The organism is Pseudoalteromonas sp. meg-B1, from assembly GCF_003173795.1.
GTDB lineage: Bacteria > Pseudomonadota > Gammaproteobacteria > Enterobacterales > Alteromonadaceae > Pseudoalteromonas > Pseudoalteromonas undina.
In genome coordinates, this window is the sequence record NZ_QGQU01000009.1 from 1 (window position 1) to 24,823 (window position 24,823).

At 40.0% G+C, this 24,823-nt stretch carries 24 protein-coding genes; 1 reads left to right on the forward strand and 23 read right to left on the reverse strand.

The features are described from left to right. Window positions 1-429: 429 nt before the first annotated feature. The 23 genes from DK924_RS18055 to rpmH all read right to left on the reverse strand — a co-directional run bounded on the left by DK924_RS18055 (window position 430) and on the right by rpmH (window position 22,926). Window positions 430-2,214 carry a choice-of-anchor I family protein gene (locus tag DK924_RS18055; RefSeq protein ID WP_109875825.1) on the reverse strand — a complete coding sequence of 595 codons (1,785 nt, stop codon included), beginning with the start codon at window positions 2,212-2,214 and terminating at the stop codon, window positions 430-432. A 151-nt stretch (window positions 2,215-2,365) separates the two neighbouring features. Next, window positions 2,366-2,971: a DUF1240 domain-containing protein gene (locus DK924_RS18060; RefSeq protein WP_109875826.1), complete on the reverse strand. Its 606-nt coding sequence runs from the start codon at window positions 2,969-2,971 to the stop codon at window positions 2,366-2,368. Window positions 2,972-3,096: 125 nt separating this feature from the next. After that, on the reverse strand, window positions 3,097-3,684 hold the full coding sequence (locus tag DK924_RS18065; protein WP_258306484.1) for a DUF1240 domain-containing protein: 588 nt from the start codon (window positions 3,682-3,684) through the stop codon (window positions 3,097-3,099). 289 nt (window positions 3,685-3,973) lie between these two features. Next, window positions 3,974-5,332: a bifunctional UDP-N-acetylglucosamine diphosphorylase/glucosamine-1-phosphate N-acetyltransferase GlmU gene (gene glmU / locus DK924_RS18070; protein ID WP_109875827.1), complete on the reverse strand. Its 1,359-nt coding sequence runs from the start codon at window positions 5,330-5,332 to the stop codon at window positions 3,974-3,976. A 297-nt stretch (window positions 5,333-5,629) separates the two neighbouring features. Continuing rightward, entirely contained in the window at window positions 5,630-6,052 is a 423-nt protein-coding gene (locus DK924_RS18075) for a F0F1 ATP synthase subunit epsilon (protein ID WP_008112140.1), read from the reverse strand. Between the two features lie 13 nt (window positions 6,053-6,065). After that, on the reverse strand, window positions 6,066-7,451 hold the full coding sequence (gene atpD, locus DK924_RS18080; RefSeq protein WP_008112138.1) for a F0F1 ATP synthase subunit beta: 1,386 nt from the start codon (window positions 7,449-7,451) through the stop codon (window positions 6,066-6,068). 33 nt (window positions 7,452-7,484) lie between these two features. Beyond that, complete coding sequence (gene atpG, locus DK924_RS18085; protein ID WP_008112136.1) at window positions 7,485-8,345, reverse strand: F0F1 ATP synthase subunit gamma; 861 nt, start codon at window positions 8,343-8,345, stop codon at window positions 7,485-7,487. A gap of 59 nt (window positions 8,346-8,404) precedes the next feature. Beyond that, window positions 8,405-9,946 (reverse strand): F0F1 ATP synthase subunit alpha, encoded by a 1,542-nt coding sequence (gene atpA, locus DK924_RS18090; protein ID WP_008112134.1) that lies wholly within the window; start codon window positions 9,944-9,946, stop codon window positions 8,405-8,407. A 14-nt stretch (window positions 9,947-9,960) separates the two neighbouring features. Further along, window positions 9,961-10,494: a F0F1 ATP synthase subunit delta gene (atpH, locus tag DK924_RS18095; RefSeq protein ID WP_008112132.1), complete on the reverse strand. Its 534-nt coding sequence runs from the start codon at window positions 10,492-10,494 to the stop codon at window positions 9,961-9,963. Window positions 10,495-10,510: 16 nt separating this feature from the next. Beyond that, the gene (atpF, locus tag DK924_RS18100; protein ID WP_008112130.1) at window positions 10,511-10,981 is read right to left on the reverse strand and encodes a F0F1 ATP synthase subunit B; all 471 of its coding nucleotides are present in this window, start codon (window positions 10,979-10,981) and stop codon (window positions 10,511-10,513) included. Window positions 10,982-11,022: 41 nt separating this feature from the next. Then, on the reverse strand, window positions 11,023-11,265 hold the full coding sequence (gene atpE, locus DK924_RS18105) for a F0F1 ATP synthase subunit C (protein WP_008112128.1): 243 nt from the start codon (window positions 11,263-11,265) through the stop codon (window positions 11,023-11,025). Window positions 11,266-11,323: 58 nt separating this feature from the next. Then, complete coding sequence (gene atpB / locus DK924_RS18110) at window positions 11,324-12,181, reverse strand: F0F1 ATP synthase subunit A (RefSeq protein ID WP_008112123.1); 858 nt, start codon at window positions 12,179-12,181, stop codon at window positions 11,324-11,326. A 15-nt stretch (window positions 12,182-12,196) separates the two neighbouring features. Continuing rightward, on the reverse strand, window positions 12,197-12,577 hold the full coding sequence (locus tag DK924_RS18115; RefSeq protein ID WP_109875828.1) for an ATP synthase subunit I: 381 nt from the start codon (window positions 12,575-12,577) through the stop codon (window positions 12,197-12,199). Window positions 12,578-12,719: 142 nt separating this feature from the next. Then, window positions 12,720-13,646 (reverse strand): ParB/RepB/Spo0J family partition protein, encoded by a 927-nt coding sequence (locus DK924_RS18120; protein ID WP_008112119.1) that lies wholly within the window; start codon window positions 13,644-13,646, stop codon window positions 12,720-12,722. Between the two features lie 20 nt (window positions 13,647-13,666). Then, window positions 13,667-14,452 carry a ParA family protein gene (locus tag DK924_RS18125; RefSeq protein WP_008112117.1) on the reverse strand — a complete coding sequence of 262 codons (786 nt, stop codon included), beginning with the start codon at window positions 14,450-14,452 and terminating at the stop codon, window positions 13,667-13,669. A 14-nt stretch (window positions 14,453-14,466) separates the two neighbouring features. Beyond that, window positions 14,467-15,087, reverse strand: a complete 621-nt coding sequence (gene rsmG, locus DK924_RS18130; RefSeq protein WP_109875829.1) for a 16S rRNA (guanine(527)-N(7))-methyltransferase RsmG — start codon at window positions 15,085-15,087, stop codon at window positions 14,467-14,469. A gap of 15 nt (window positions 15,088-15,102) precedes the next feature. Then, on the reverse strand, window positions 15,103-16,992 hold the full coding sequence (gene mnmG, locus DK924_RS18135; RefSeq protein ID WP_008112111.1) for a tRNA uridine-5-carboxymethylaminomethyl(34) synthesis enzyme MnmG: 1,890 nt from the start codon (window positions 16,990-16,992) through the stop codon (window positions 15,103-15,105). 428 nt (window positions 16,993-17,420) lie between these two features. Continuing rightward, complete coding sequence (gene mioC / locus DK924_RS18140; protein WP_109875830.1) at window positions 17,421-17,870, reverse strand: FMN-binding protein MioC; 450 nt, start codon at window positions 17,868-17,870, stop codon at window positions 17,421-17,423. Between the two features lie 945 nt (window positions 17,871-18,815). Beyond that, window positions 18,816-20,180 (reverse strand): tRNA uridine-5-carboxymethylaminomethyl(34) synthesis GTPase MnmE, encoded by a 1,365-nt coding sequence (gene mnmE / locus DK924_RS18145; RefSeq protein ID WP_109875831.1) that lies wholly within the window; start codon window positions 20,178-20,180, stop codon window positions 18,816-18,818. A gap of 130 nt (window positions 20,181-20,310) precedes the next feature. Then, on the reverse strand, window positions 20,311-21,948 hold the full coding sequence (gene yidC / locus DK924_RS18150) for a membrane protein insertase YidC (RefSeq protein WP_109875832.1): 1,638 nt from the start codon (window positions 21,946-21,948) through the stop codon (window positions 20,311-20,313). An 8-nt stretch (window positions 21,949-21,956) separates the two neighbouring features. Further along, entirely contained in the window at window positions 21,957-22,232 is a 276-nt protein-coding gene (yidD, locus tag DK924_RS18155; RefSeq protein ID WP_024601490.1) for a membrane protein insertion efficiency factor YidD, read from the reverse strand. Between the two features lie 126 nt (window positions 22,233-22,358). Then, window positions 22,359-22,784, reverse strand: coding sequence for a ribonuclease P protein component (rnpA, locus tag DK924_RS18160; protein WP_008467046.1), 426 nt, complete (start codon window positions 22,782-22,784; stop codon window positions 22,359-22,361). Between the two features lie 7 nt (window positions 22,785-22,791). Further along, window positions 22,792-22,926 (reverse strand): 50S ribosomal protein L34, encoded by a 135-nt coding sequence (rpmH, locus tag DK924_RS18165; protein WP_008112968.1) that lies wholly within the window; start codon window positions 22,924-22,926, stop codon window positions 22,792-22,794. Window positions 22,927-23,432: 506 nt separating this feature from the next. Here rpmH and dnaA point away from each other — a divergent pair. Next, a complete protein-coding gene (gene dnaA, locus DK924_RS18170; RefSeq protein ID WP_010392708.1) occupies window positions 23,433-24,821 on the forward strand; it encodes a chromosomal replication initiator protein DnaA in 1,389 nt (462 codons plus the stop codon). Window positions 24,822-24,823: the final 2 nt, after the last annotated feature.

The window sequence follows — 24,823 nt, forward strand, 5'->3', positions numbered from 1 at the left end:
CTGTACGAGTGCCCACACAGATGATTGCTTTATATTGTTAAAGAACGTTGCGATTAAAGCGTTAAACTTTATCTCGCTAGGGCTGCGCATATTACGCTTTCCTATTTTTTTGTCAACACTTAATTTTCATTTTCTTTTAAAAGATTTGAAAGCTAAGTTTTACTCGACTCACTTACCGTTTGTTCAGCGCTTTTCATTGCTGCCTGCCGGGTCAGTGGATGCGCATTATAGGGATATTCTGGAGAGGGTCAATGCTTTATTTCAGTTTTATTAAATTAATTTCAATTTAGTACAGTAACCATACAAACAAAGGGCTGCAGAGCTGTTTTTGATTAAAATTCATTCACATAAGGCATAATCGCAAGAGGGGGAGGAAGTAAAAGCGATTTATAGATAACTGCTAATCGCTTTTACATAACACTTTATTAATTACTGAGTTGCTATTTCCCATACGGCAATTGAGCCTGAGATTTCATTACCTACTATAAGCAGTGCTTCGTTTGTTGCACTTTGCGCTGCAGGAACAAATGTCATTCCTTCAGGAGCAAGGTCGCCACTTATATCTGCACTTGGTTCTAAACCACGATTATAGAAGTAGTCTTGAAATTTCACATCGTAAGGGTTGGTTATATCAAACACCATTATTGTGCCCATACGCTCTAAGCCAACAAAAGCAAACAACCTATCGCCAACCTTACCTAATGTTAGCGCTTCGGGTTCTGCCCCTTTATCATCTGAGCGTGTATCGCCTTTGTTTTCATCTTCGTTGTTATTAAACGCGTTACCATGAATAGAAGCGGTCACCCGTGCAATTTGATCGCCTGAGTCAAACACCACCAGCCCACTGCTATCCCAAATGGTAAATGAGCGTGCGCCATAAGCATAAAGCGATTCGTATTGGCCATCGTTATTGTTATCACCTTTTACTGTTGTAACTTTTAAACGACCAATGTCGTTATCATCGTTATTTAAGTAATCGAAGTTAGCTGCGAGAGCTAGATCTTCTACGCGGCTTTCATCTATGTATGCCAAACATCCATCTTTAGCGTCATAATCAAGCCCCCCCTTGGCTATACAATCAGCTTCATCGCTGGCATCAAAAAAGTATTCGCGTGCATCACCCTCATTGGCAGATACAATAAAGTTGGCTCCTTTCCAACTAAAACTTGCAATTGTATCTGGCTGATACATGCCATATAAACCAGGGTATGATTTAAAGTTAACACCGCCGTCTTTGTCTGAAGCGTCAAATTGTAAGTTTGACCAATCTTTAAAACCGAGCCCTTTTAGCTCAAGGGAATTATCTTCAAGGTTGATGATAGCTAGGCCGTTATTTTCTTGAATAGAGACATAGGCGTATTTATTATCCTTGGAAATACTTACATACTCTGGCTCTAAATCCATAGCAACGGTGGTATTTATTAAATTACCATTAATAGTACGTCCAGTAGGATTGGCAAACACTAAACCCTGCGCTTCTAATTCAGATTGCTGATTATTGTAATCTTGAAAGTTTATGCTCAAAGCATTATCGGCAATAGTGCCGTTAGTGATATCGATAATGCTAATAGTGCCTTCGGGATCGATACTGTAGTCGCCATTAGGTTCACCTTCATTAGCAACCACTACTTTTGCACCATCATGACTAAATGCCACCATGTCGGGTAGGGCACCTACTGTTACATTTTTAATAAATACTGGTGTATCTCCGCTAATATTGTAAAACGCTATTTGGCCAGCTTCGCCCACGCTTGTAGCAGCCATTGCTACCGCTAATAATTGGTTATTCGCATCGATAGCTATGCTGTTTGCATCGCCAGGCGTATTTTCATTTAGTGAGAGCGTAATGGCAGAGGCTAAGTTGGTCGCGGTTACAATACCTTCGTTATCTTTTACTAATGCTGCAGTGTCGAACGTATCGGTAGGAATGATATTCACAACGGCTTCATCACCAGAGCTATTAATGGCATAAATCCATTTTTTAGAGGCTTGGTAGGCGACTATTTCAGCTGCCCCTTCCGGGCTTTGTGCATTGAGTACTGCGCGGCCAATAAGATTGATATTTAAAGCTGAATTTTCATTAGTGCCGTTTTCGCCATTATTACCCGCTGTACCTTGTACACCCTGTACGCCATCTTGGCCGTCATCACCATCTAGTGAGCAACCAGTTAATAGTGATAGCAAAGAAAGGGCTATTATTGATTTGTTTAACATTATTGTTTTCCTTAGTGTTGTATTCGTTAAATATCAACACACAGGGATGACAACAGTATGGCATTTTTATTTATAGAATATTTAGGCAATAAAAAAGCGAGTATAAAACTCACTTTTTTGTGGGGGTTAGCTTATTTAATCAGACTGGCTGCTACATATTATTTATATAATCATCGCGTCTTTTTCGAGTTATTTTTATAAACTCTTTTAACTCATCAACGGAAGGCTCAATACCTTGCTGGTTTTTCTGTTCAAACCAATCGGTAACATCACTGATTATGACAGAGCCATCTTGTAAGCATAACTCATCGTTTTTTAGCCAAACATCGGGACCTCTGAATGATGGACTGGTATACCAATTACAAAAGCTATATCCCTCGCGTGTTAATTTAGACTCAATGTAAAAACTATTAGCAATAGATAAAATTATATATAAAGGTATTGCGCGCAGCATAAGCTTTACTATTAACCTTATTGTTTTTTCATTGCGAAAGTTCAATACTTTTTGTAAACCTGCAATTGTCATTAAAACAGGAAATGGAGCCATTACTATTATCGGAGCTAACAAGCCGCTTTCTCGAATATAATAAAGCGAATCATCAAAATAAACATTTTCAACAAACCCATAATAAGAGAAATAAAATAAAGCAATTGTAAATAATATAAAAGCAAACAGGCCTATCACAACAGTTAATTTATGCTCGAAGCTTTGTTCTGTAAAACGTTCTTCGGATTTTTCCCATTCTAAAATAGACATTGTTTATAGCTCATTTTTATTAGGGTGAAATTTACCTCTGGAAGCCAGAAAAATCCCCTCGATAAAATTATTTAGCTTAGCTGGTTATTTTAAATAAAAACGACTGCAGCAATTTTGAGTTAATTTTAACGATTATACTCTGCTCTAGTTTCTTGTATAAAAACTTCAAGTTCATTAAGTGTTGGCTCAATTCCTTTTTCATTATGCATTTCAAACCAATAATAAATATCACGAGTGATTACAGAACCATCTTGTAAGCATAACTCATCGTTTTTCAACCAAACATCGGGACCTCTGAATGATGGACTGGTATACCAATTGCAATAAGTATAGCCATTGCTTTTTATATATGACTCTATATATAAGTTGAAAGGGATTACTAGCAAAAGAAATAAAGATAATGCAATAAACAACCCTTTAACAAAGCCTGTCATTAAGTATTCAGATTTATAATTTAATAACTTCTGAATAGAAGCTAAAAAAAATAAAGAAAAAGGGAAAAGGAAAAAAAGTAAAAAAACCTTTCCACTTTTTTCTTTAATAAAAGAACTAGACCCAACAGCTTCCAGTAAAGTAATTTCTGAGATGACGGTATAAATTAGAGCAAAGCAAAGAATGCAAATTACGATAGGCCCTAACAAATTTATACATAATCCTTTGAAAGCGAAGTTTCTACTACTCTTACTTGCTTTTTCCCATTTAAATATTTTCATAATATTTTTATGCTCGGAACCCCAAATAATGCACCGAATACTCCATAAGGGTCTTCACTCAGTGCTTTATTAAAGCTTATAAATAATGAATAGACTATTACCTGACAAGATACTTTTTAACTGACTTTGGCGTTGTCTTTCAACGATTGCCCAATGAGCATAAGCTGACATGTTACACTTCCTTGAGTTATATTTTTATGTGCTATTGAATAATCTAATTAAGATATATAGACAATAAAAAAGCGAGTTATAAAACTCGCTTTAAATATTTAATAAGTAATGGTCATTACTATTTTTTAACAGGACGTTTCCAACCATCTAAATTACGTTGCTTGCCACGTGCTACCGCTAGCTGATCATCCGCTACGGCATTGGTAATAACAGAGCCTGCGCCAACGGTAGCGGTTGCACCTATATTTACAGGAGCGACCAGTGATGAATTAGACCCTATAAAGGCATTATCGCCAATAATGGTTTTGGCTTTATTCACGCCATCGTAGTTACAGGTAATAGTGCCTGCGCCAATATTTACTTTCTCGCCAATTTCAGCATCACCTAAGTAACTTAAGTGGTTTGCTTTAGAACCTTTGCCTAAACGGGTTTTTTTCATTTCGACAAAATTGCCAATGTGCGAGTCTTCTTCCATTACTGCACCAGGACGAAGGCGGGCGTATGGACCGAGTGTACATTGAGCCGCAACTGATGCATCTTCAATTAGTGTATTGGCTTTAATAATAACATTGTCACCGATGCTACAGTTTTTAAGTACACAGTTAGGTCCAATTTGTACGTTATTACCAAGCGTTACATTGCCTTCAAAAATAACGTTGATATCGATGAGGACGTCTTCCCCTGTTTTAACGTCGCCACGCACATCAATACGCGCAGGGTCGGCAAGAGTTGCACCATTTAGCATCAGCTCTTCTGCTTGCCATGCTTGATAAGCGCGCTCAAGGCCTGCAAGTTGTACGCGGTTATTTGCACCTTCAACTTCCATTGGGTGATCTGGTTGTGCTGATGTAATTTCTACACCTTCACTGTGCGCCATAGCGACTATATCTGTGAGGTAGTATTCGCCTTGGGCATTATTGTTAGACAAGTTACCTAACCATGTTTTTAAAAGCTTACCATTAACCGCCATAATGCCAGTGTTTACTTCGTTAATAAGTAACTGCTCTGCGGTAGCATCTTTTTGTTCAACAATACCCACTAGCTTGCCATCAACACGTAGCATACGCCCGTAACCATTTGGGTTTGCTAAATTAACGGTTAATACTGCTAAACCATTTTTAGGTGTCGCTGCTAATAAGCGTTCAAGTGTAGATTGCTTTGTTAAAGGTACGTCACCGTATAAAACCAGTACGGTGTCGTCGTCATTTATATGAGGGTTTGCTTGTGCCACTGCATGGCCTGTACCTAGCTGTTCAGCTTGCAGCACCCAGTTTACGTTATTATCGGCTAATTGTTGTTGTAATAGTTCGCCGCCGTGACCATAAACTAAGTTAGTCGATGTAGCACCTAGCGCATTGGCATTATCGATAACATGTTGCACCATAGGTTTACCTGCCACTTTATGCAGTACCTTAGGCAGAGCAGAGCGCATACGAGTACCTTTACCCGCTGCAAGAATAACCGTTGTTAAAGACATTAAAACAATTTCCTTTTTCCGTTGTTTTAGCTTAATAGAATAAGTGTGCTGCAAAGTAGATTACGTAAGTCACATCATGTGCAAATACTCAGTAGGCTAAGCAATGACTACTGAATCTTAACTTAAGCAAAGTAACACCTAATAGAATAGGGTTATTGTAGCGAGGATCTTGCGTAGATATAAGTAATAATGAAGAGATATTAGCCATAACGATTAATTTATTTACAAATAGCGACAGGATTTATCATCAGGCACAAAAAAGCCCACATAAAGTGGGCTTTTAAAAACCAGATAGGCTTACTTTTTACGTAATTGCTGAATAACGCGTAGCTGAGCAATTGCTTCAGCTAGTTGCATTGCGGCTTGATTGTAATCAAGCTCAGCAGATGCACCTTTTGCCATTTGGGCTTCAGCGTCACGTTTAGCTTGCTCTGCAGCTTTCTCGTCCAGGTCTTCACCACGAACAGCTGTATCAGCAAGTACGGTTACTATGTTCGGTTGAACTTCTAGTGTACCGCCAGCAATATAGATGAGTTCTTCTTCACCAAATTGCTTAACTAAACGTACCATACCAGGTTTAAGGGCAGTTAGTAGTGGGGCGTGACCGGCATTAACACCTAACTCACCTTCACTACCAGATACTTGAATAGATTCTACTAAACCAGAAAATAATTTCTCTTCAGCACTTACTACATCAAGATGTACAGTCATAGCTGCCATACTACCCTCCTAATTACATGCTTTTGGCTTTTTCTTGAGCTTCTTCAATAGAGCCAACCATGTAGAACGCTTGCTCTGGCATATCATCAAACTCACCGTTTAAGATACCTTTGAAGCCTGCAATTGTGTCTTTAAGTGAAACGTATTTACCTGGCGCACCTGTAAATACCTCTGCCACGAAGAATGGCTGAGATAGGAAACGCTGGATTTTACGTGCACGAGATACAAGTTGCTTATCTTCGTCAGAAAGCTCGTCCATACCTAGAATCGCGATGATGTCTTTAAGTTCTTTGTAACGCTGAAGAACTGTTTGAACGCCGCGCGCTATACCGTAATGCTCTTCACCGATTACTTGTGGATCAAGCTGACGTGAAGATGAATCAAGAGGGTCTACCGCTGGGTAGATACCTAGTGATGCGATATCACGTGAAAGTACCACTGTTGCATCTAAGTGAGCAAACGTTGTTGCTGGAGATGGATCCGTTAAATCATCCGCAGGTACGTATACCGCTTGGATTGAAGTAATTGAACCAGTCTTAGTAGATGCGATACGCTCTTGAAGTACACCCATTTCTTCAGCAAGTGTAGGCTGGTAACCTACCGCTGATGGCATACGACCAAGAAGTGCTGATACTTCTGTACCCGCAAGTGTATAACGGTAGATGTTATCTACGAAGAAAAGTACGTCGCGACCTTCGTCACGGAACTTCTCAGCCATAGTAAGACCTGTTAACGCTACGCGTAAACGGTTACCCGGTGGCTCGTTCATCTGACCGTATACAAGCGATACTTTATCAAGTACGTTTGAATCGTTCATCTCATGGTAGAAATCGTTACCCTCACGAGTACGCTCACCAACACCTGCGAATACTGAGTAGCCGCTGTGCTCGATTGCGATGTTACGGATAAGTTCCATCATGTTTACGGTTTTACCAACACCGGCACCACCGAATAAACCAACTTTACCACCTTTAGCGAATGGACATACAAGGTCGATTACCTTGATACCCGTTTCTAAAAGTTCAACTGAGCTTGATTGCTCTTCGTAAGTAGGTGCTGCACGGTGGATAGACATACGCTCGTCTTCACCGATTGGACCTGCTTCATCAATTGGCTCACCAAGTACGTTCATGATACGACCTAGGGTCTTAGTACCAACTGGAACTTGAATTGCTTCGCCTGTGTTTTCTACTGAAGCACCACGACGTAAACCGTCTGTAGTACCTAGTGCGATAGTACGTACCACACCGCCACCTAGCTGCTGTTGAACTTCTAAAGTCAAACCAGCTAAATCGCCATCTGTTACTTTTAGCGCGTCATATACGGCTGGCACGCTGTCTTGTGGAAATTCGATATCCACAACGGCGCCGATAATTTGGACGACCTTACCTAAACTCATGTCTATTCCTCTCGTTAATCTTTGCCTGAAGCATTAAACTGCTGCTGAACCAGAACAAATCTCACTAATTTCTTGTGTGATTGCTGCTTGGCGAGCTTTGTTATATACAAGCTGTAACTCATCCATAAGGTCACCGGCATTATCAGTTGCAGCTTTCATTGCAACCATGCGGGCAGCCTGTTCAGAGGCAGCGTTTTCAACTACACCTTGGTATACTTGAGATTCAATGAAACGTACTAACAAAGACTCTAAAATAGCCTCTGGGTTTGGTTCATATAAGTAATCCCACGCATGTGTAGATACTTCTTCTTCAGCTTTTGGCAAAGGGAGTAACTGATCTACTATTGGCTCTTGCTTCATGGTATTAACAAAGTTGTTATATACCAGGAATAAACGGTCAATTTTACCTTCAGAGAATGCATCTAGCATTATTTTTACCGGACCAATTACGTCCTGTACTGAAGGCTTATCTCCAAGACCTGCTTTTTTAGCAAGTACTTGACCACCAAAACGTTGAAAGAAGCCAGCTGCTTTACTACCTAAAGTAGCAAAATCAGCATCTACGCCTTTCTCTTTCCACGCTTTAATGTCTAATGCAACTTTCTTAAACTCATTTGAGTTTAAGCCACCACATAGACCACGGTCAGTAGAGATAACAATATAACCAACTCGTTTTACTTCACGTTCTTCTAAGAACGGGTGAGTAAAATCAAGATTTGCTTGAGCAACACGACCAATCACTTTACGTAATTTTTCAGCGTATGGACGGCTTGAAGCCACTCGTTCTTGCGCCTTTTTCATTTTAGACGCAGCAACCATTTCCATTGCGCTAGTGATCTTTTGAGTATTTTTAATACTGCCGATCTTGCTTTTAATCTCTTTTCCGCTGGCCATGACTCTCTCTCCGAATCAAGGTGTGCTTTAGGATATAAAGCACACCATTAATAACTAAATTACCAAGTTTGCGTAGACTTGCACTTCTCTAGAAGTTCTTTAAGCTGCGCTTCGATCTCGGCGTTGTAGTTACCAGTTTCATTGATTTGAGCCATAAGCTCTGCGTATGTGCTATTTGCGAAAGAAAGTAATGCCGCTTCGAAATCCATGATTTTAGAGATTTCGATGTCTTGCAAGTAACCTTTCTCAGCTGCGAATAACGACAAAGACATTTCAGCAACAGACATTGGCGCGTACTGTTTCTGCTTCATTAGCTCTGTTACACGCTCACCATGCTCAAGTTGAGCACGAGTAGCATCATCAAGGTCAGACGCGAACTGCGAGAACGCAGCTAATTCACGGTACTGAGCTAGGGCTAGACGGATACCGCCACCTAGTTTCTTAACGATTTTAGTTTGTGCAGCACCACCAACACGCGATACCGAGATACCAGCATTTACTGCCGGACGGATACCTGAGTTGAATAAGTCAGTTTCTAAGAAGATCTGACCATCGGTGATAGAGATAACGTTTGTCGGTACGAACGCAGAAACGTCGCCGCCTTGAGTTTCAATGATAGGCAATGCCGTCAGTGAACCTGTTTTACCTTTCACTTCACCATTAGTGAACTTTTCTACGTAATCAGTGTTTACACGTGATGCACGCTCTAAAAGACGCGAGTGAAGGTAGAATACGTCACCTGGGTATGCTTCACGGCCTGGTGGACGCTTAAGTAGCAATGAGATTTGACGGTAAGCAACAGCTTGCTTAGATAAATCATCATATACGATTAATGCGTTTTCACCACGGTCACGGAAGTATTCACCCATAGTACAGCCCGAGAACGGTGCTAAGTACTGAAGTGCCGCAGATTCAGAAGCAGATGCTACAACTACGATAGTATTTGCAAGTGCACCGTGCTCTTCTAATTTACGTACTACGTTAGCAATAGTAGATGCTTTTTGACCAACCGCTACGTACACACACTTAACGCCTGTGTCTTTTTGGTTGATGATTGCATCGATTGCTAGTGCAGTTTTACCTGTTTGGCGGTCACCGATAACAAGCTCACGCTGACCACGACCAACTGGAATCATCGCATCGATAGATTTGTAACCAGTTTGTACTGGCTCATCTACTGATTGACGCTCGATTACACCTGGTGCAATTTTTTCTACAGGTTCAAAACCGTCGTTATCTAAAGCGCCTTTACCATCGATAGGAGCACCTAGCGTGTTTACAACACGACCAAGTAGACCCGCACCAACAGGAACTTCTAAGATACGACCAGTAGTGTATACTTTTACGCCTTCTGTAAGGTCAGCGTAAGGACCCATTACTACTGCACCAATTGAGTCACGCTCAAGGTTTAGTGCGATAGCATAACGGTTGCCAGGAAGCTCAATCATCTCACCTTGCATACAGTCAGCTAGACCGTGGATGCGAATGATACCGTCAGTAACAGATACAATTGTACCTTCGTTACGAGCTTCACTTACAACTTCGAACTTCTCAATACGTTGTTTGATCAGATCTGAAATTTCAGTGGAATTAAGTTGCATGCTCTTTTTCCCAATTACGATTGTAGTGTTGTGGCTAAGCGATTTAATTTACCGCGTAAAGAGCCGTCAATTACAGTGTCGCCTGCCTTAATAATAAGGCCGCCAACTACTGTAGCGTCTTCACTACAATTCAGCTTAACTTTGCGTGCGAAACGTTTTTCAAGTGCCGCTACCAATGATTCTTGCTGGGCTGCAGCAAGAGGTGTTGCCGAAATCACATCAATATCGATTTCTTTTTCATAGTCTGCTTTTAAAGCAGAAAATAAATGGGCAACTTCAGGTAGTGCAATCAAACGTCCATTTTCAGCCATCACCTTAACTAGGTTCTGACCTTGTTCGTTGAGCTGCTCACCACATAAGTTAATAAATAACTCAGCTTGTGCGGTAGCAGTAGGCAATCCAGCTAAAATGGTAGATGCCTGTTCATTGCTGGCAACGTGGCCAGCAAAGAACAACATGTCATTCCAGCTTTCAATAGCGCCTTTTTCAACGGCAAGTTCAAAAGCCGCTTTAGCGTATGGGCGAGCGATAGTAGTCAATTCAGACATGCTCATACCCTCCTAATTACAGCTCAGCGACAAGTTTTTCAACGATGTCACTATGTGCGGCTTGATTGATTTCGCGCTCTAAAATTCTTTCTGCGCCAACCACTGCCAGAGTTGCTACTTGCTTACGTAGCTCTTCTGTCACACGGTTACGCTCTGATTCAATTTCAGAGTGCCCTTGAGCAATAATTTTTTCACGCTCTTGCTGACCACGAACAGTTTCTTCGTCAACAATTAGCACGGCACGCTTTTTAGCTTGATCAATGATATCAGCCGCTTGAGCCTTTGCATCTTTAAGCTGTTCTGCAGCTTTCTGTTGCGCTAGTTCTAAGTCTTTCTCGGCTCTATCAGAGGCAGCTAAACCATCTTCGATTTTCTTCTGGCGAGCTTCAATTGCACCGTTTAGTGGTGGCCATACGTATTTCATACAAAATAATACGAACACCGTAAACGCAATTAATTCACCGATAAGAGTGGCGTTTAAGTTCACAACCGCTCCTCCTTAAATAGTAAGCTGTTCAAAAAATAAAATTAAAGTACGAACAACAATACCATCGCGATACCAACACCAATCATTGCTACAGCATCGATTAGACCAGCAAGGATAAACATTTTAACTTGTAGCGATGGTGCTAGCTCAGGTTGACGTGCACATGCTTCAAGGAATTTACCGCCCATGTTACCAAAACCGATTGCTGTGCCGATTGCACCGAAACCGATAAGTAAAGCTACTGCGATGTATTTTAAGCCGTTTAATAATTCTAAAGCTTCCATTTATTTCTCCAAAGTTTCAATTGTATTAAAAGTAAAAGTAAAATTGTAAATATAGTAATTAGTGATTATCTGAACTTGCCATGCTTAGGTATACGATTGTAAGCATCATGAATACGAATGCCTGCAATACGATTACTAAGATATGGAATACAGCCCACACAAAGTGCAACGGTAGTTGCATTAAACCTACAGCACCTATAAGGATGAAGATTAACTCACCTGCATATAAGTTACCGAACAAACGCAGAGCCAGTGAAAACGGCTTAGAAACCAATGCGATAAGTTCTAGTAATAGGTTGAATGGGATTAAAAGAATCTGCATAGCTGTATTGTTTGAACTAAACGGGTGAAGTGTTAGTTCTTTAATAAAACCGCCGATACCTTTGATTTTAATTGAGTAACCAATCATTAGAATGAACACGCCAAGCGCAAGTGCAGCTGTCATGTTGATATCTGTAGTTGGTACAATTTTCATGTATACGTCGTGTGAATCCATACCGAATGCAGTTTCGCCAACAAAGCCAGCAAATGCAGGTAGGAAGTCAACTGGGATTAAATCCATTAAGTTCATTAAGAATATCCAAACGAATATTGTTAATGCTAATGGTGCAATTAGCTTACTTTTCCCGTGGAAGGTATCGCGTACGTTGTCGCCAACGAACTCAACAACCATTTCAATGAAACATTGAAGTTTTCCAGGTACACCCAGAGTTGATTTTTTTGCGGCACTACGGAAGATCCATAAAAATATTAGACCTAGTCCGATAGACCATGCGAGGGTATCTATATGCCATGTCCAGAAGCCACTATCCGTACATGCTTTATTGAAGGCAAGACCGGCGTCGGTCGAGCACATCTTAGCATTGGTTAAGTGGTGCTGAATATGGCTAGATAGAGTAACTTCTTCTGCAGCCATGTTATATCCCAAAAGTTAATGTTTAAAAAAAACGGGTGTAAACAATCCTGTAAACAACACCAACACATAAGCACAAAAGAAAGGTAGCAGTACTACCGGATAAAGCTTTAGCATTAGTGCAAACAAAACGATTGTTAGCATAAATTTTAATCCGTTGCCGCGTTTTAACGAGGCATACGCTTGATTTGCTCGACTTGCACCCATATATCTGAATGCATAAAGCGCAAATACAAAGTTAGGAAGTACTGCGACTGCGCCACCAGCTAGAGCTGAAAGTGCGGCATAGGTTTCCCAACCTATAAAAATTATTAGTGCAGCTAAAAGGGCTACAAATCCCTGAAGGCAAATTAATTTTAATGCGGCAAGCCTATACGGGCTCGCTAACTTATTAGTCACTTTTAATTAACCTTTATGACGCTCTAATTGTCAGGGTATGAAAACTGGCGAAATTATACTTAATCCTGCCAGTTTTGCAACTTGAGTAGGTGCTTTGTAACACAAAATCGCTGTAAATGTCCCTTTTTAGACATCCAATGAATTAATGGTGGGAATAGTCTTGATTGATACGGTTTAAAATACCGTCTAACTCGTCAAGATTAGTGTAAGAAATAACCAACTTCCCTTTGCCTTTTTTGTTGTAATTTATTTCTACCTTTGCCCCTAGGTTATCAGCAAGCTGCTGCTCTAACTGTTTAACATCTGGGTCTTTTTCTATTACTTCTTTTGCTGGAGCTGGCTCTAAAATAGAGCGTACTAGTTTTTCTGTTTCGCGAACGGTCAATGCCTTTGCAACAGCTAAACGTGCTGCATCTGATTGCACTTCACCTTCAAGTGCTAACAAGCAACGTGCGTGGCCCATTTCAATGTCACCATGCTCTAACAAAATTTTTACATCGTTATTTAGATTATTTAAGCGTAATAAGTTAGTCACGGTCGTACGTGATTTACCAACGGCATCAGCCACTTGTTGATGCGTTAATTCAAACTCATTAAGCAACCGATTAAGTGCAATCGCTTCTTCCATAGCGTTTAAGTCTTCACGCTGAATATTTTCAATCAGAGCAATAGCAACGGCAGCTTCATCAGGTACGTCTTTAATAATACAGGGTACAAACTCAAGCTTAGCTATTTGCGCAGCACGCCAACGACGTTCACCGGCAATAATCTCATAGCTGTTATGCGCAACAGGGCGCACAACGATAGGTTGAATAATTCCTTGTGAGCGTATCGAACTGGCGAGTTCTTCGAGTGCCTCTTCAGACATGTCTTTACGAGGTTGGTACTTACCTGAGTGTAAAAGCTCGATCGGTAGTTTTTGTAATTCACTGTTACTAGGCTGCGCTGCATTTTCAACTGCGCTGGTTACGTTAGCATTGTCCTGTTCCTTGCCTTCGCTTGGTGCAGGTTTAGATGAACTTAAAAGCGCATCGAGTCCTCGGCCTAAACCTCTTTTTTTAGCAGACATGTTATTTTTTTACCTCAAAGTTAGGCGACAACGGGAGTTGTTTTTTCTTTTCTGCGTAGCATTTCACCAGCGAGAGCTAAATATGCTTTCGCGCCACTTGATGCTCGATCGTAGTACATTGCTGGGGCACCAAAACTTGGGGCTTCTGCAAGTCGAACATTACGTGGGATCACCGTACGGTATACTTTATCGCCAAAATGTTGTTTTAATTGTTCTGATACATCATTTGCTAGTCGATTACGCGGATCGTACATAGTACGAAGTATGCCTTCAATCTGTAAGTTAGGGTTAACTAACTTAGCAAGTTGCGTAATCGTGTCCATTAACGCTGTTAATCCTTCCAATGCATAATATTCACATTGCATAGGTACTAAAATAGAATCGGCAGCGGCCATGGCATTAACGGTTAACATATTTAAAGAAGGCGGGCAGTCTATAAAAATAAACTCATACTGATCTTGTATTTTTTCAAGCGCGTTACGCAAACGTACTTCTCGCGCAAATAATTCCATCAGCTTAACTTCTGCAGCGGTCACATCACCGTTTGCAGCAATCATATGATATTCGCCTGAGGTTTCTTTAATAATCACTTCATCAATAGGCTTATCTTCTATGAGCAAGTCATAGATAGTAGGGACGTCACCATATTTGTCGACGCCACTGCCCATGGTCGCATTGCCTTGCGGGTCGAGATCTATTAACAGCACTTTACGCTTCGTTGCAGCCATAGATGCAGCGAGATTAACGGCAGTGGTAGTTTTACCTACTCCACCTTTTTGATTTGCTAATGCGATGACTTTTGCCACAGTGTCTCTGATCCCTAGTCTTTAGAAAGAATTATTAAATGTCGTTGTGCATCTAAATCCGGTACTTCTAATGCAATTTTTTGCTCAAACTTAACACCTGTAGGGAGTGAGTCTAATTCCTCACTTGGAAATACCCCTTTAAGTGCAATGAACTTACCTGAATGATCAATTAAGTGCGAGCACCAGTCAATCATATCTTGTAACGATGCAAATGCACGACTTAGTACGCCATCTAATTTAACACTTGGTTGATATTCTTCAACTCTTGACTGCACCGGGGTGACATTATCAAGACCAAGCTCATGTTTAACATGCATTAAAAATCGCACACGTTTACCTAAACTATCTAATAATACAAATTGCGTATCAGGTAAAGCAATGGCTAACACTATGCCAGGTAAACCAGGACCTGTGCCAACATCAATATAATGATGACCGGTCAAGTGAGGAGCAACAACTAAGCTATCCATTATATGTTTAACCATCATTTCTTGAGGCAAACGTACCGAGGTTAAGTTATAGGCTTTATTCCACTTATCGAGTAATTCAACATAGCGGACAAGTTGTTGCTGTTGTTTTTGTGTTAGCGCAATATCAGTTTGCGCTAACAAAGTTGTTAATTGTTGCTGTAACACAATGTACCTTTACCGTTACGCAGTTTTGCGTAACAAGCCTTGCTTCTTCAGATACACTAATAATAGCGAAATCGCCGCTGGGGTGATACCAGAAATACGCGAAGCTTGGCCGATAGTGTCTGGACGAGCATCAATTAGCTTAGCAACTACTTCGTTTGATAAACCAGAGACGGTTTTATAATCAAACTCTTTTGGTAAAATTGTTTCTTCATGACGAAGCTGCTTATTGATCTCATCTTGTTGACGCGCGATATAACCTGCGTACTTTGTATGAATTTCAACCTGTTCTAGGGCGGCCTGATTAGTGAACTCAGATCCGAGTCCTTCGATCGCCATCAAGTCGTTATAACGCACTTCTGGACGACGCAGTAATTCTTCTAAGCTGGCTTCACGCACAAGTGGGGTTTTTAGTAATTCGTTTACTTTATTAACCATGGCATGATCTTTATGGATCCAGGTATCTTTAATACGCTGTTTCTCTTTAGCGATCACTTCCATTTTTTCGTTGAATGCTTGCCAACGTTCATCGTTAACTAAACCTAGTTCACGACCTTTTTCAGTTAAACGAATATCAGCGTTGTCTTCACGAAGTAGCAAACGGTATTCAGCGCGGCTAGTAAACATACGGTACGGTTCTTTTGTACCCAGTGTTGCTAAGTCGTCAATCAGTACGCCAACATAGGCTTCATCACGACGTGGTGTCCACGACTCTTTACCTTGTACTTGTAATGCTGCATTCATACCTGCGATCAGACCTTGCGCACCCGCTTCTTCGTAACCGGTAGTACCATTAATTTGACCAGCAAAAAATAAGCCATCAATAAACTTTGTTTCTAATGATTGTTTTAAATCGCGTGGATCAAAAAAGTCATATTCAATAGCGTAGCCAGGACGACAAATATGTGCGTTCTCAAAGCCGGTGATCGATTGCACAATTTCTAACTGTACATCGAACGGTAAGCTAGTTGAAATACCGTTAGGGTATAACTCGTATGACGTTAAACCTTCTGGCTCTACAAATATCTGGTGTTTATCTTTATCAGCAAAACGTACAATTTTATCTTCAATAGACGGACAGTAACGTGGGCCTATTCCTTCGATTACACCTGAGTACATAGGTGAGCGATGTAAGTTTTTGCGAATAACATCATGTGTTTTTTCATTGGTGTAGGTGATGTAACACGGAATTTGTTGTGGGTGGTCGCTTTGTTTACCCATAAATGAGAATACCGGTGTTGGTGCATCACCTGGTTGTTCTTGCATTTTACTAAAATCAACAGTCCGGGCATCAATACGCGGTGGCGTACCGGTTTTTAGACGATCTACTCTAAATGGTAATTCACGTAAGCGATCAGCTAAGGCAATTGAAGGCGGATCGCCAGCTCGGCCACCTTTGAAATTTTCAAGGCCGATATGAATTTGACCGCCTAAGAATGTGCCCACGGTTAGTACCACACTAGGTGCACTAAAACGTAAACCCATTTGTGTCACCACACCGGTTACACGATCATTTTCAACGATTAGATCATCACATGATTGCTGAAAAATCTTTAAGTTTTCTTGGTTTTGAAGTGTGTTTTGAATAGCCGCTTTGTACAAGGCACGATCCGCTTGTGCACGCGTCGCTCGTACAGCAGGGCCTTTAGATGAATTAAGCGTGCGGAATTGGATCCCGCCTTTGTCAATAGCTTGAGCCATTGCGCCACCTAGGGCATCAATTTCTTTAACCAGATGGCCTTTGCCAATGCCACCAATTGCTGGGTTACAAGACATTTGACCAAGGGTATCCATATTGTGAGTCAGCAGCAGGGTATTCATCCCCATACGGGCGGCTGCCAATGCGGCTTCAGTGCCTGCATGTCCACCACCTACTACGATAACGTCAAAATTTTCGTGAAAAATCATTAATGGGATCCTACTTAAATCAAACCAGTAAACTTCAAAAGGGAGCGTATTCTACCTAGAAATTAGCAGAAGATAAATGATTAAACAGTGCTCAAGATCTAAGTAAGTGATCTCTAATAATATAAAGGATCTTTTAAAGAGATCTTTTAATACTATTACTACTACTGATCGGGTTTTCTGTTGATAAGCTTTAGATCATGATTAAAAACATATAATTAGATCGGATCTAAAGGTGTTAGTATGATCGGATCTTCAGGCAAATAAGCTCTGATCAAAACAGGCTGTTATACACAGGCCGATCAAGTCTCGATCTTATCCCATGGATAAGCATGGCTAAAAAAGCAGCTTAATCAGTGTTTATCCACAAAACTTATTAAATTATTAGCAAATTGTGGGTAACTTTATTTATAACTTTTCGCTTGATCTTTCTATTTTAAACCTGTCTGTGCTATCCATGAGTCTAACCAAGCTAAGGCCGTATCTTCGGGCAGTGCTTCATCAAGAATATTAAGCTCTAAACGTTGTGCTACTTTTACAGCGCCTTTTTGGCTTAAAAGAGTATCTATATTACGCCCTGCAAGGTTATAAGTGTCGTAACTAGTATCGCCAAGTGCAATAACCGAATACTTTAAATGTGAAAGATCATCCACTTGAGATACTTGTTCGATAAAACCAATCAGGTTGTCAGGGTAATCACCCGCACCGTAGGTTGATGTACAAACTAACCAAATAGTATTTTGTTGATCTATTTCATTAAATTCAGGTTGATCGTGTAGTTGGCTATTAATCCCTTGGTTGTTAAGTGCATCATTTAACTGCTCTGCAACGTACTCGGCGGATCCCATTTGACTACCAACGATAATATTTACTGAACTCATGAATATGGCTGATCACTATTAGTTTTAATTGCTGCCTATGATAGCTCAGTGAGTATAACAGTAAAGTTAAGAGTGTTATTTTGTATAACTATTTTTGTGGTAATTTAAGCCTAGGTATTAATTGCTTGCTTAACTTATTGATTATTAATGATTTAAAAAAATATCTTTAAATGTAATCTTCTGATCAAGTTGTTGATAAGGTTGGGGAAAGCTCTGCTTAACTAAAAACTAATATTATTAATAGTTTGCTAAGTTATTGATTTTATATTGAGTGTTAACCACCAGCTAGTACAAATTTATAGATAAAGGCGTGTTGATCTTAGTGTGGATACAAAGCATGTTGATAACTTAAAATTGGGATCGAAAATAATTTTAAAAAATGATCTATTTATGCAGATCAGACTAAAAATCCATTTTTATTTTCTAAAAATTGCTATTTAGCTTATTTAAACACAGCATATTTTTACTTTTTATCGCTTTTAACTCATTTTCAAGGCAATAAAACCCCAATTGTGGATAACTGATCTGCAAAAAAATAATTTTCATCAATTTAAACTAAGAAATTAACTATATTTTGCTGGTGGAGTGGGCGATCAAACTTACTTTTTAGGTACGTTTTATTTTTATGGTTTGATAATTACCTATGCCCCAGCTTGAAAAGCTAATGTAATAGGTTCTCTTTTAGGGGGGAAATAAGCTTAATTTTTTACTATTAATGTAGGTAGTTTATCTGTTGTTTGGTGTGATTATAGGTTTAGCTCATCTGCCTTAAACACATTTTTAAACATGAATGGAGGCTAATATTGGTGCAATTTAGCTATATTTTTTAGTCTGTTTGGTTTTTAAAGTGAGTTATTAAAATACATTTTGGCGAGTCGATATTAAAAATAGTAGGACATTAAAAAGGGCACCTAGGTGCCCTTAATGATTAAATTATTAGTTCAACTATTTACCGATACAGAACGAGCTGAAAATTTTGCCAAGCAAATCATCAGAAGTAAATTCACCAGTTATTTCGTTAAGATACTGCTGTGTTAAACGTAGTTCTTCAGCGAGGATTTCACCGGCCACGTGCATTTCTAATTGTGTTTTACCGGTATCTAAGTGATAGGCTGCGTGTTCCAGTGCATCTAAGTGACGACGGCGTGCCATAAAGCCACCTTCTGTGGCACCATCAAAACCAATGCAGGCTTTTAAGTGCTCACGCACTAGTTCTATACCGTCAGCATTTTTAGCGCTTAAACTGATGACCGGATATTGTTGCTCTTGATCCATACCAACCGTATCACCAGATAAATCGGCTTTATTCCTGATCACGGTTACGCCCATACCTTGGGGTAATTTAGCCATAAATTCAGGCCAAATAGCATGTGGATCGGTATCAGTTGTATCGGTACCATCAAGCATAAATAATACCCGATCGGCTTGGTTTATTTCATCCCAGGCACGTTCAATACCTATTTGCTCAACTTTATCTGGGCTTTCTCGTAAGCCTGCGGTGTCGATTATATGCAGTGGCATACCATCTATATGTATATGCTCACGTAATACGTCACGAGTGGTGCCAGCTATTTCAGTTACGATGGCCGCTTCTCGCCCTGCTAATGCATTAAGTAAGCTTGATTTACCTGCATTAGGGCGACCAGCAATTACGACGCGCATACCTTCGCGCATTATGCTGCCTTGTTTGGCTTGATTGGTTACGGCATTAAGCTGCTCAATAATGGCATTTAAATCACCGCCCACTTTTCCGTCTGATAAAAAATCGATTTCTTCATCAGGAAAATCAATAGCGGCTTCTACGTACATCCGCAAGTGAATGACTTTTTCAACTAAGGTTTCTATGTGCTTAGAGAATTGGCCTTGAAGTGACTGTAGGGCGCTTTTAGCCGCTTGCTCACTGGTTGCATTAATTAAGTCGGCGATTGCTTCTGCTTGAGTTAAATCAAGCTTGTCGTTCATAAACGCACGCTCAGAGAATTCACCAGGCTTTGCTAAACGTACCCCGTCTATTTTACTAATTTCTTTAAGTAGCATATCAAGCACAACAGGGCCGCCATGGCCTTGAAGTTCGAGTACGTCTTCACCGGTAAATGAGTGTGGGCCGGCAAAGTAAATCGCAATACCTTGGTCAAGTTGCTGACCTGTAAGGGTGTTAAATGGCACATAGTCGGCATAGCGAACTTTAGGGACTTTGCCAATTATTTTTTCAGCAACCTGTTTGGCTAGGGTTCCTGAAACGCGAATAATACCAACACCGCCTCGACCTGGGGCAGTGGCTTGTGCTGCAATTGTATCGTGATTGATCATGCGGTTTATTTGCCAACTTAAATAACGTAATGGCGGTATTGTAACCTATCAAATAGGCACTCGCGAATGCTGTTATAAAAAATAGGCAATAAAAAAGGCGACCTAAGTCGCCTTTATATAAGTAGGGAGTTTAATCGCCCCTTACTTTAATTCCTTTCTTTTCCATGCCACGGTAGATGATCAACATCTGGACAATAGAAATAAGGTTAGACACTAACCAGTAAAGTACTAAACCAGATGGGAACCATAAGAAGAATACAGAGAAGATAACCGGCATAAAGGTCATCATTTTTTGCTGCATTGGGTCGGTAACCGTCATAGGTTGTAGTTTTTGCGTTATAAACATACTCGCACCAAATAAGATTGGTAATACGTAGTATGGGTCTTTCGCAGAAAGGTCAGTTAACCAAAGTACAAATTCAGCGTGACGAAGTTCTGTAGACTCTAAGAATACATAGAACAAGGCTAAGAAGATTGGCATTTGCAGTAAAATAGGGAAACAGCCACCCATAGGGTTCACTTTTTCTTTACGGTACATTTCCATAGTCGCTTGGCCGAATTTTTGACGATCATCGCCATACTTTTCTTTTAGCGCTTTCATCTTAGGCTGTAATGCACGCATTTTAGCCATTGAGGTGTACTGTGCTTTAGTCAGTGGATACATTAATGTTTTAACGATAATAGTGATGGCAATAATTGCTACACCCCAGTTACCTAAAATACTGTGTAACCATTTTAATAGCACAAATAAAGGTTGAGAAATAAACCATAACCAACCGTAATCAACGGTTAAGTCTAAGTCAGTGTGAATCGCTTCAAGTTTATCTGACTCTTTAGGGCCCATGTAATAAGTCGCAGTAAGTACTTGCTCACTACCAGCTTGAACATTTACCGCTTCGTCTTTAACACCAATAATAGCCGCGTTACTTTTAGTGATTAAACTATAAAGTGTATTTGCTTGATCTTGCATTGGTACCCAAGCACTTACAAAGTAATGCTGTATAAAGGCAACATAACCACCTTGGGTGTTTATGTTTAGGTTTTTATCGGCCATATCTGAAAAACTATACTTTTCGTATGGTTCTTCATCAGTACCGTATGCAGCCCCTAAATAGTTTTGATCAACCATGCTGCCTTTTTCTTGTACGGTACGCTTTATTTGTGTGTAAAGCTGAACTTGTACTGGCGAGCTAGTGGTGTTGTTAACTTTATATTCTAAGCCAACATCATATTGACCCTTTTTGAATACATAGGTTTTAGTGAAACTTACACCGTTACTATCAGTAAACTGAAGAGGAACACGAAGTTCATCACCCGTTAAAGTATAAGAAGTTTGTTCTGATTGGTAAGTAGGACGACCATTTGCTGATGCATCTGGGCCATTTAAACCAATTAAACCACTTTGTGAAAAGTATTGTTTACCATCAAACTCACCCAGTAGCATGTAAGGAACATCACTGCCTTTGGTTTCTTTATAATCAATTAAGTCTGTTTCAACAATGTCACCACCTTTGGTGTCAATTTTTACTTTAAACACGTCTGTTGTAATATTTATAACAGCGCGTTTAGCTAAAGTTGTTGAAGCAGGTAAACCTGAGTCTGATGAAGCTGGAACATAATCATCTGATTCTGGTGAATTTGCTTTTAGTGTTTGTGTAGTGGCACTAGGATCGGCTTTTGGTGTGTTGTAGTCATTATTCCACTCTTGAAATAATAAAAACGACACTAGCATTAGGCCGATGAATAAAAACGTGCGTTGCGATTCCATAACAGCTCTTATTTCTCGTGTTGGTGGTTAATACGGGTTAATTTTTCAGGAACGGGGTCGTCTCCGCCTGAATGTAAAGGATGGCATTTTAATATGCGTTTAACAGCTAACCAACTCCCTTTTACCGATCCATGCAAATTAATTGCTTGAATAGCGTAACTAGAGCATGTTGGATTAAAACGACAATGCGGACCTAATAGCGGGCTAATCCACTTTTGATAACCGCGGATAAATAAAACTAAACAACGTGTTGGTAAAGCAGCAAGTGGTTTAAGTAACCTCATGTTGTACATGCCCCTACGTTATGTTTAGTGAATAGATACCATGTATTTAAAGACTCACTATGAGATTTTAAACGCATGATTAAAAGGTGAGCTAAAGATACCTTAATTAACCCTGTAATTCTATTGCTATTGGGTTTGTTTAGTCGATTTAGCTGATTTGTTTGGGCGTTTTTTAAATGGTGGCGGTTTAGGGGCACCAGGTTTGCAGCGTTCATTAATCTTACGCCACAGCTTTGTAAGTTGTTTGGTTAATTCTTCATTAGACTGTTCATCAATGCCACTTTTAACCATCAACACAATATCAATATTATCGAGCGTGTGTTGGTTTAAACGAAAACTTTCGCGAGCAAGACGTTTAATACGGTTTCGTTGACATGCCTTTTTTACACGTTTTTTAGCAACAGTAAGGCCTAACCTAGGTTTAGACTGGTCACTTGGTTTTGCTAATAAGGTAAAGAAAGGAGTTGCAGCCCGAGCGGGTTCGTTAAATATGCGAGAGTAATGCGAGGGAGTTAACAGACGTAACTCCCTGCCAAAGCTAAAGTCTTCCACTTATAAATTAAGCAGAAAGAACTTTGCGGCCTTTAGCACGGCGACGAGCTAATACTTTACGGCCATTTACAGTTGCCATACGAGCACGGAAACCGTGTGTACGTTTGCGTTTTAAAACGCTAGGTTGAAAAGTTCTTTTCATAACAATCTCATCCGATCGGTTAAAGTTAAAACATCCTATGCAGGTCGCGATCCTGGCACAGGTGCCATTGCGAGCGCGAGATATTATAGATGAAGTGACGAAAAGTCAATCATAATAGAGTGCGTAAAGCATGTTTATTTATGATCAATTTTCATGATCCGATAGGATCATCATAAATAAGAAGTTTTCCACAGCCCCTGTATAAAAAGTGAATAAAAGCATGGGAAAAGTAAATTAGATCGTAAATTGTGGTCGCGATCTGCTGCCAGTTTTGTTATGATCTCTAATCAAGCTTTAAAATAAAAAGCTATTTAAATCAGTCTGTTATTATATTTATACATCGATATCAACAATTTTACAAAAATCAATCTTTTACTTGTGGATAAAGTGCATTCATAATAGTCGGTCTTGGGCTGCTTATTGAGCCATTTAAACGCAATACAGGTGTGATTTTTGAATCATTATTGATGTGCGGGAATAAAAATTATATCTCTGGGAGTTTTACTGTGTATCTGTCGGTTTGGCAAAGTTGTTTATATGTATTGCAAGATGAATTGCCTTCGCAGCAATTCAGTATGTGGGTCAGACCACTTCAAGCAGAAAGTACCGAAGATACCTTGACGATTTATGCGCCTAATCGTTTCGTACTTGATTGGGTGAGAGAGAAGTACTTAAATAGAATAAATGAATTATTGGTAGAAATTTGTGGTGTAGAAGCACCCGAGTTACGCTTTGATGTAGGTAGCAAGCCGCTATTAAATGCACAAGCTGCACCAGTGGTTGAAACACAATCAGCGCCAAGCACGCAATCAACGGCAAAACAACCACCTCGAGAACAAAAACCGGTTGTAGAGCCAGCTCCTAAATCTGGTTATAAATCAAACATTAAAGAAAACTATACCTTTGATAGTTTTGTTGAGGGTAAATCTAACCAATTAGCAAAAGCGGCTGCCACTCAGGTAGCAGACAACCCTGGCTCTGCATTTAACCCTGTATTTATTTACGGTGGTACGGGCTTAGGTAAAACGCATTTATTACATGCGGTAGGCAACGGTATTATGGCTAATAAGCCAGATGCTAAAATTGTTTACATGCATTCAGAACGTTTCGTTCAAGACATGGTTAAAGCACTGCAAAATAATGCGATTGAAGAATTTAAGCGTTATTACCGTAGTGTTGATGCATTAATGATTGATGACATTCAATTCTTTGCTAATAAAGAACGTTCTCAAGAAGAATTCTTTCATACCTTTAATGCATTATTAGAAGGTAACCAACAAATTATTTTAACCTCTGACCGTTACCCTAAAGAGATTGAAGGGGTTGAAGATCGCCTTAAATCTCGCTTTGGTTGGGGATTAACCATCGCGATTGAGCCGCCAGAGCTTGAAACACGCGTTGCTATTTTGATGAAAAAAGCCCAGCAAAGTAAAATTAATTTACCGCATGAAGTAGCATTTTTTATTGCTAAAAAATTACGCTCAAACGTACGTGAGCTTGAAGGTGCATTAAACCGTGTAATTGCTAACGCAAACTTTACCGGTCGCCCAATTTCTATCGACTTCGTAAAAGAAGCACTGCGTGATTTATTAGCGCTGCAAGACAAACTAGTCACCATAGATAACATTCAACGTACGGTTGCAGAATACTATAGAATACGTGTATCTGATTTACTGTCTAAGCGCCGTAGCCGCTCTATAGCAAGGCCTCGCCAAGTAGCCATGGCATTATCTAAAGAACTCACTAATCACAGCTTACCTGAGATTGGGGATGCTTTTGGTGGGCGTGACCATACAACAGTACTGCACGCGTGTCGCAAAGTTAAATCATTACGTGACGAGAGCCACGAGATTAAAGAAGATTACCAAAACTTAATAAGAACATTGTCATCTTAGGG

Bases quoted from the DNA above. Each gene is read 5' to 3' on its own strand.
- mioC (WP_109875830.1), bottom strand. From the start codon at position 17,870: ATGAGTTCAGTAAATATTATCGTTGGTAGTCAAATGGGATCCGCCGAG.
- atpG (WP_008112136.1), bottom strand. From the start codon at position 8,345: ATGGCCAGCGGAAAAGAGATTAAAAGCAAGATCGGCAGTATTAAAAAT.
- rpmH (WP_008112968.1), bottom strand. From the start codon at position 22,926: ATGAAAAGAACTTTTCAACCTAGCGTTTTAAAACGCAAACGTACACAC.
- atpH (WP_008112132.1), bottom strand. From the start codon at position 10,494: ATGTCTGAATTGACTACTATCGCTCGCCCATACGCTAAAGCGGCTTTT.
- atpD (WP_008112138.1), bottom strand. From the start codon at position 7,451: ATGAGTTTAGGTAAGGTCGTCCAAATTATCGGCGCCGTTGTGGATATC.
- yidC (WP_109875832.1), bottom strand. From the start codon at position 21,948: ATGGAATCGCAACGCACGTTTTTATTCATCGGCCTAATGCTAGTGTCG.
- atpE (WP_008112128.1), bottom strand. From the start codon at position 11,265: ATGGAAGCTTTAGAATTATTAAACGGCTTAAAATACATCGCAGTAGCT.
- glmU (WP_109875827.1), bottom strand. From the start codon at position 5,332: ATGTCTTTAACAACGGTTATTCTTGCAGCGGGTAAAGGTACTCGTATG.
- mnmG (WP_008112111.1), bottom strand. From the start codon at position 16,992: ATGATTTTTCACGAAAATTTTGACGTTATCGTAGTAGGTGGTGGACAT.
- DK924_RS18120 (WP_008112119.1), bottom strand. From the start codon at position 13,646: ATGTCTGCTAAAAAAAGAGGTTTAGGCCGAGGACTCGATGCGCTTTTA.
- yidD (WP_024601490.1), bottom strand. From the start codon at position 22,232: ATGAGGTTACTTAAACCACTTGCTGCTTTACCAACACGTTGTTTAGTT.
- mnmE (WP_109875831.1), bottom strand. From the start codon at position 20,180: ATGATCAATCACGATACAATTGCAGCACAAGCCACTGCCCCAGGTCGA.
- DK924_RS18055 (WP_109875825.1), bottom strand. From the start codon at position 2,214: ATGTTAAACAAATCAATAATAGCCCTTTCTTTGCTATCACTATTAACT.
- DK924_RS18060 (WP_109875826.1), bottom strand. From the start codon at position 2,971: ATGTCTATTTTAGAATGGGAAAAATCCGAAGAACGTTTTACAGAACAA.
- atpB (WP_008112123.1), bottom strand. From the start codon at position 12,181: ATGGCTGCAGAAGAAGTTACTCTATCTAGCCATATTCAGCACCACTTA.
- atpA (WP_008112134.1), bottom strand. From the start codon at position 9,946: ATGCAACTTAATTCCACTGAAATTTCAGATCTGATCAAACAACGTATT.
- DK924_RS18065 (WP_258306484.1), bottom strand. From the start codon at position 3,684: ATGAAAATATTTAAATGGGAAAAAGCAAGTAAGAGTAGTAGAAACTTC.
- DK924_RS18075 (WP_008112140.1), bottom strand. From the start codon at position 6,052: ATGGCAGCTATGACTGTACATCTTGATGTAGTAAGTGCTGAAGAGAAA.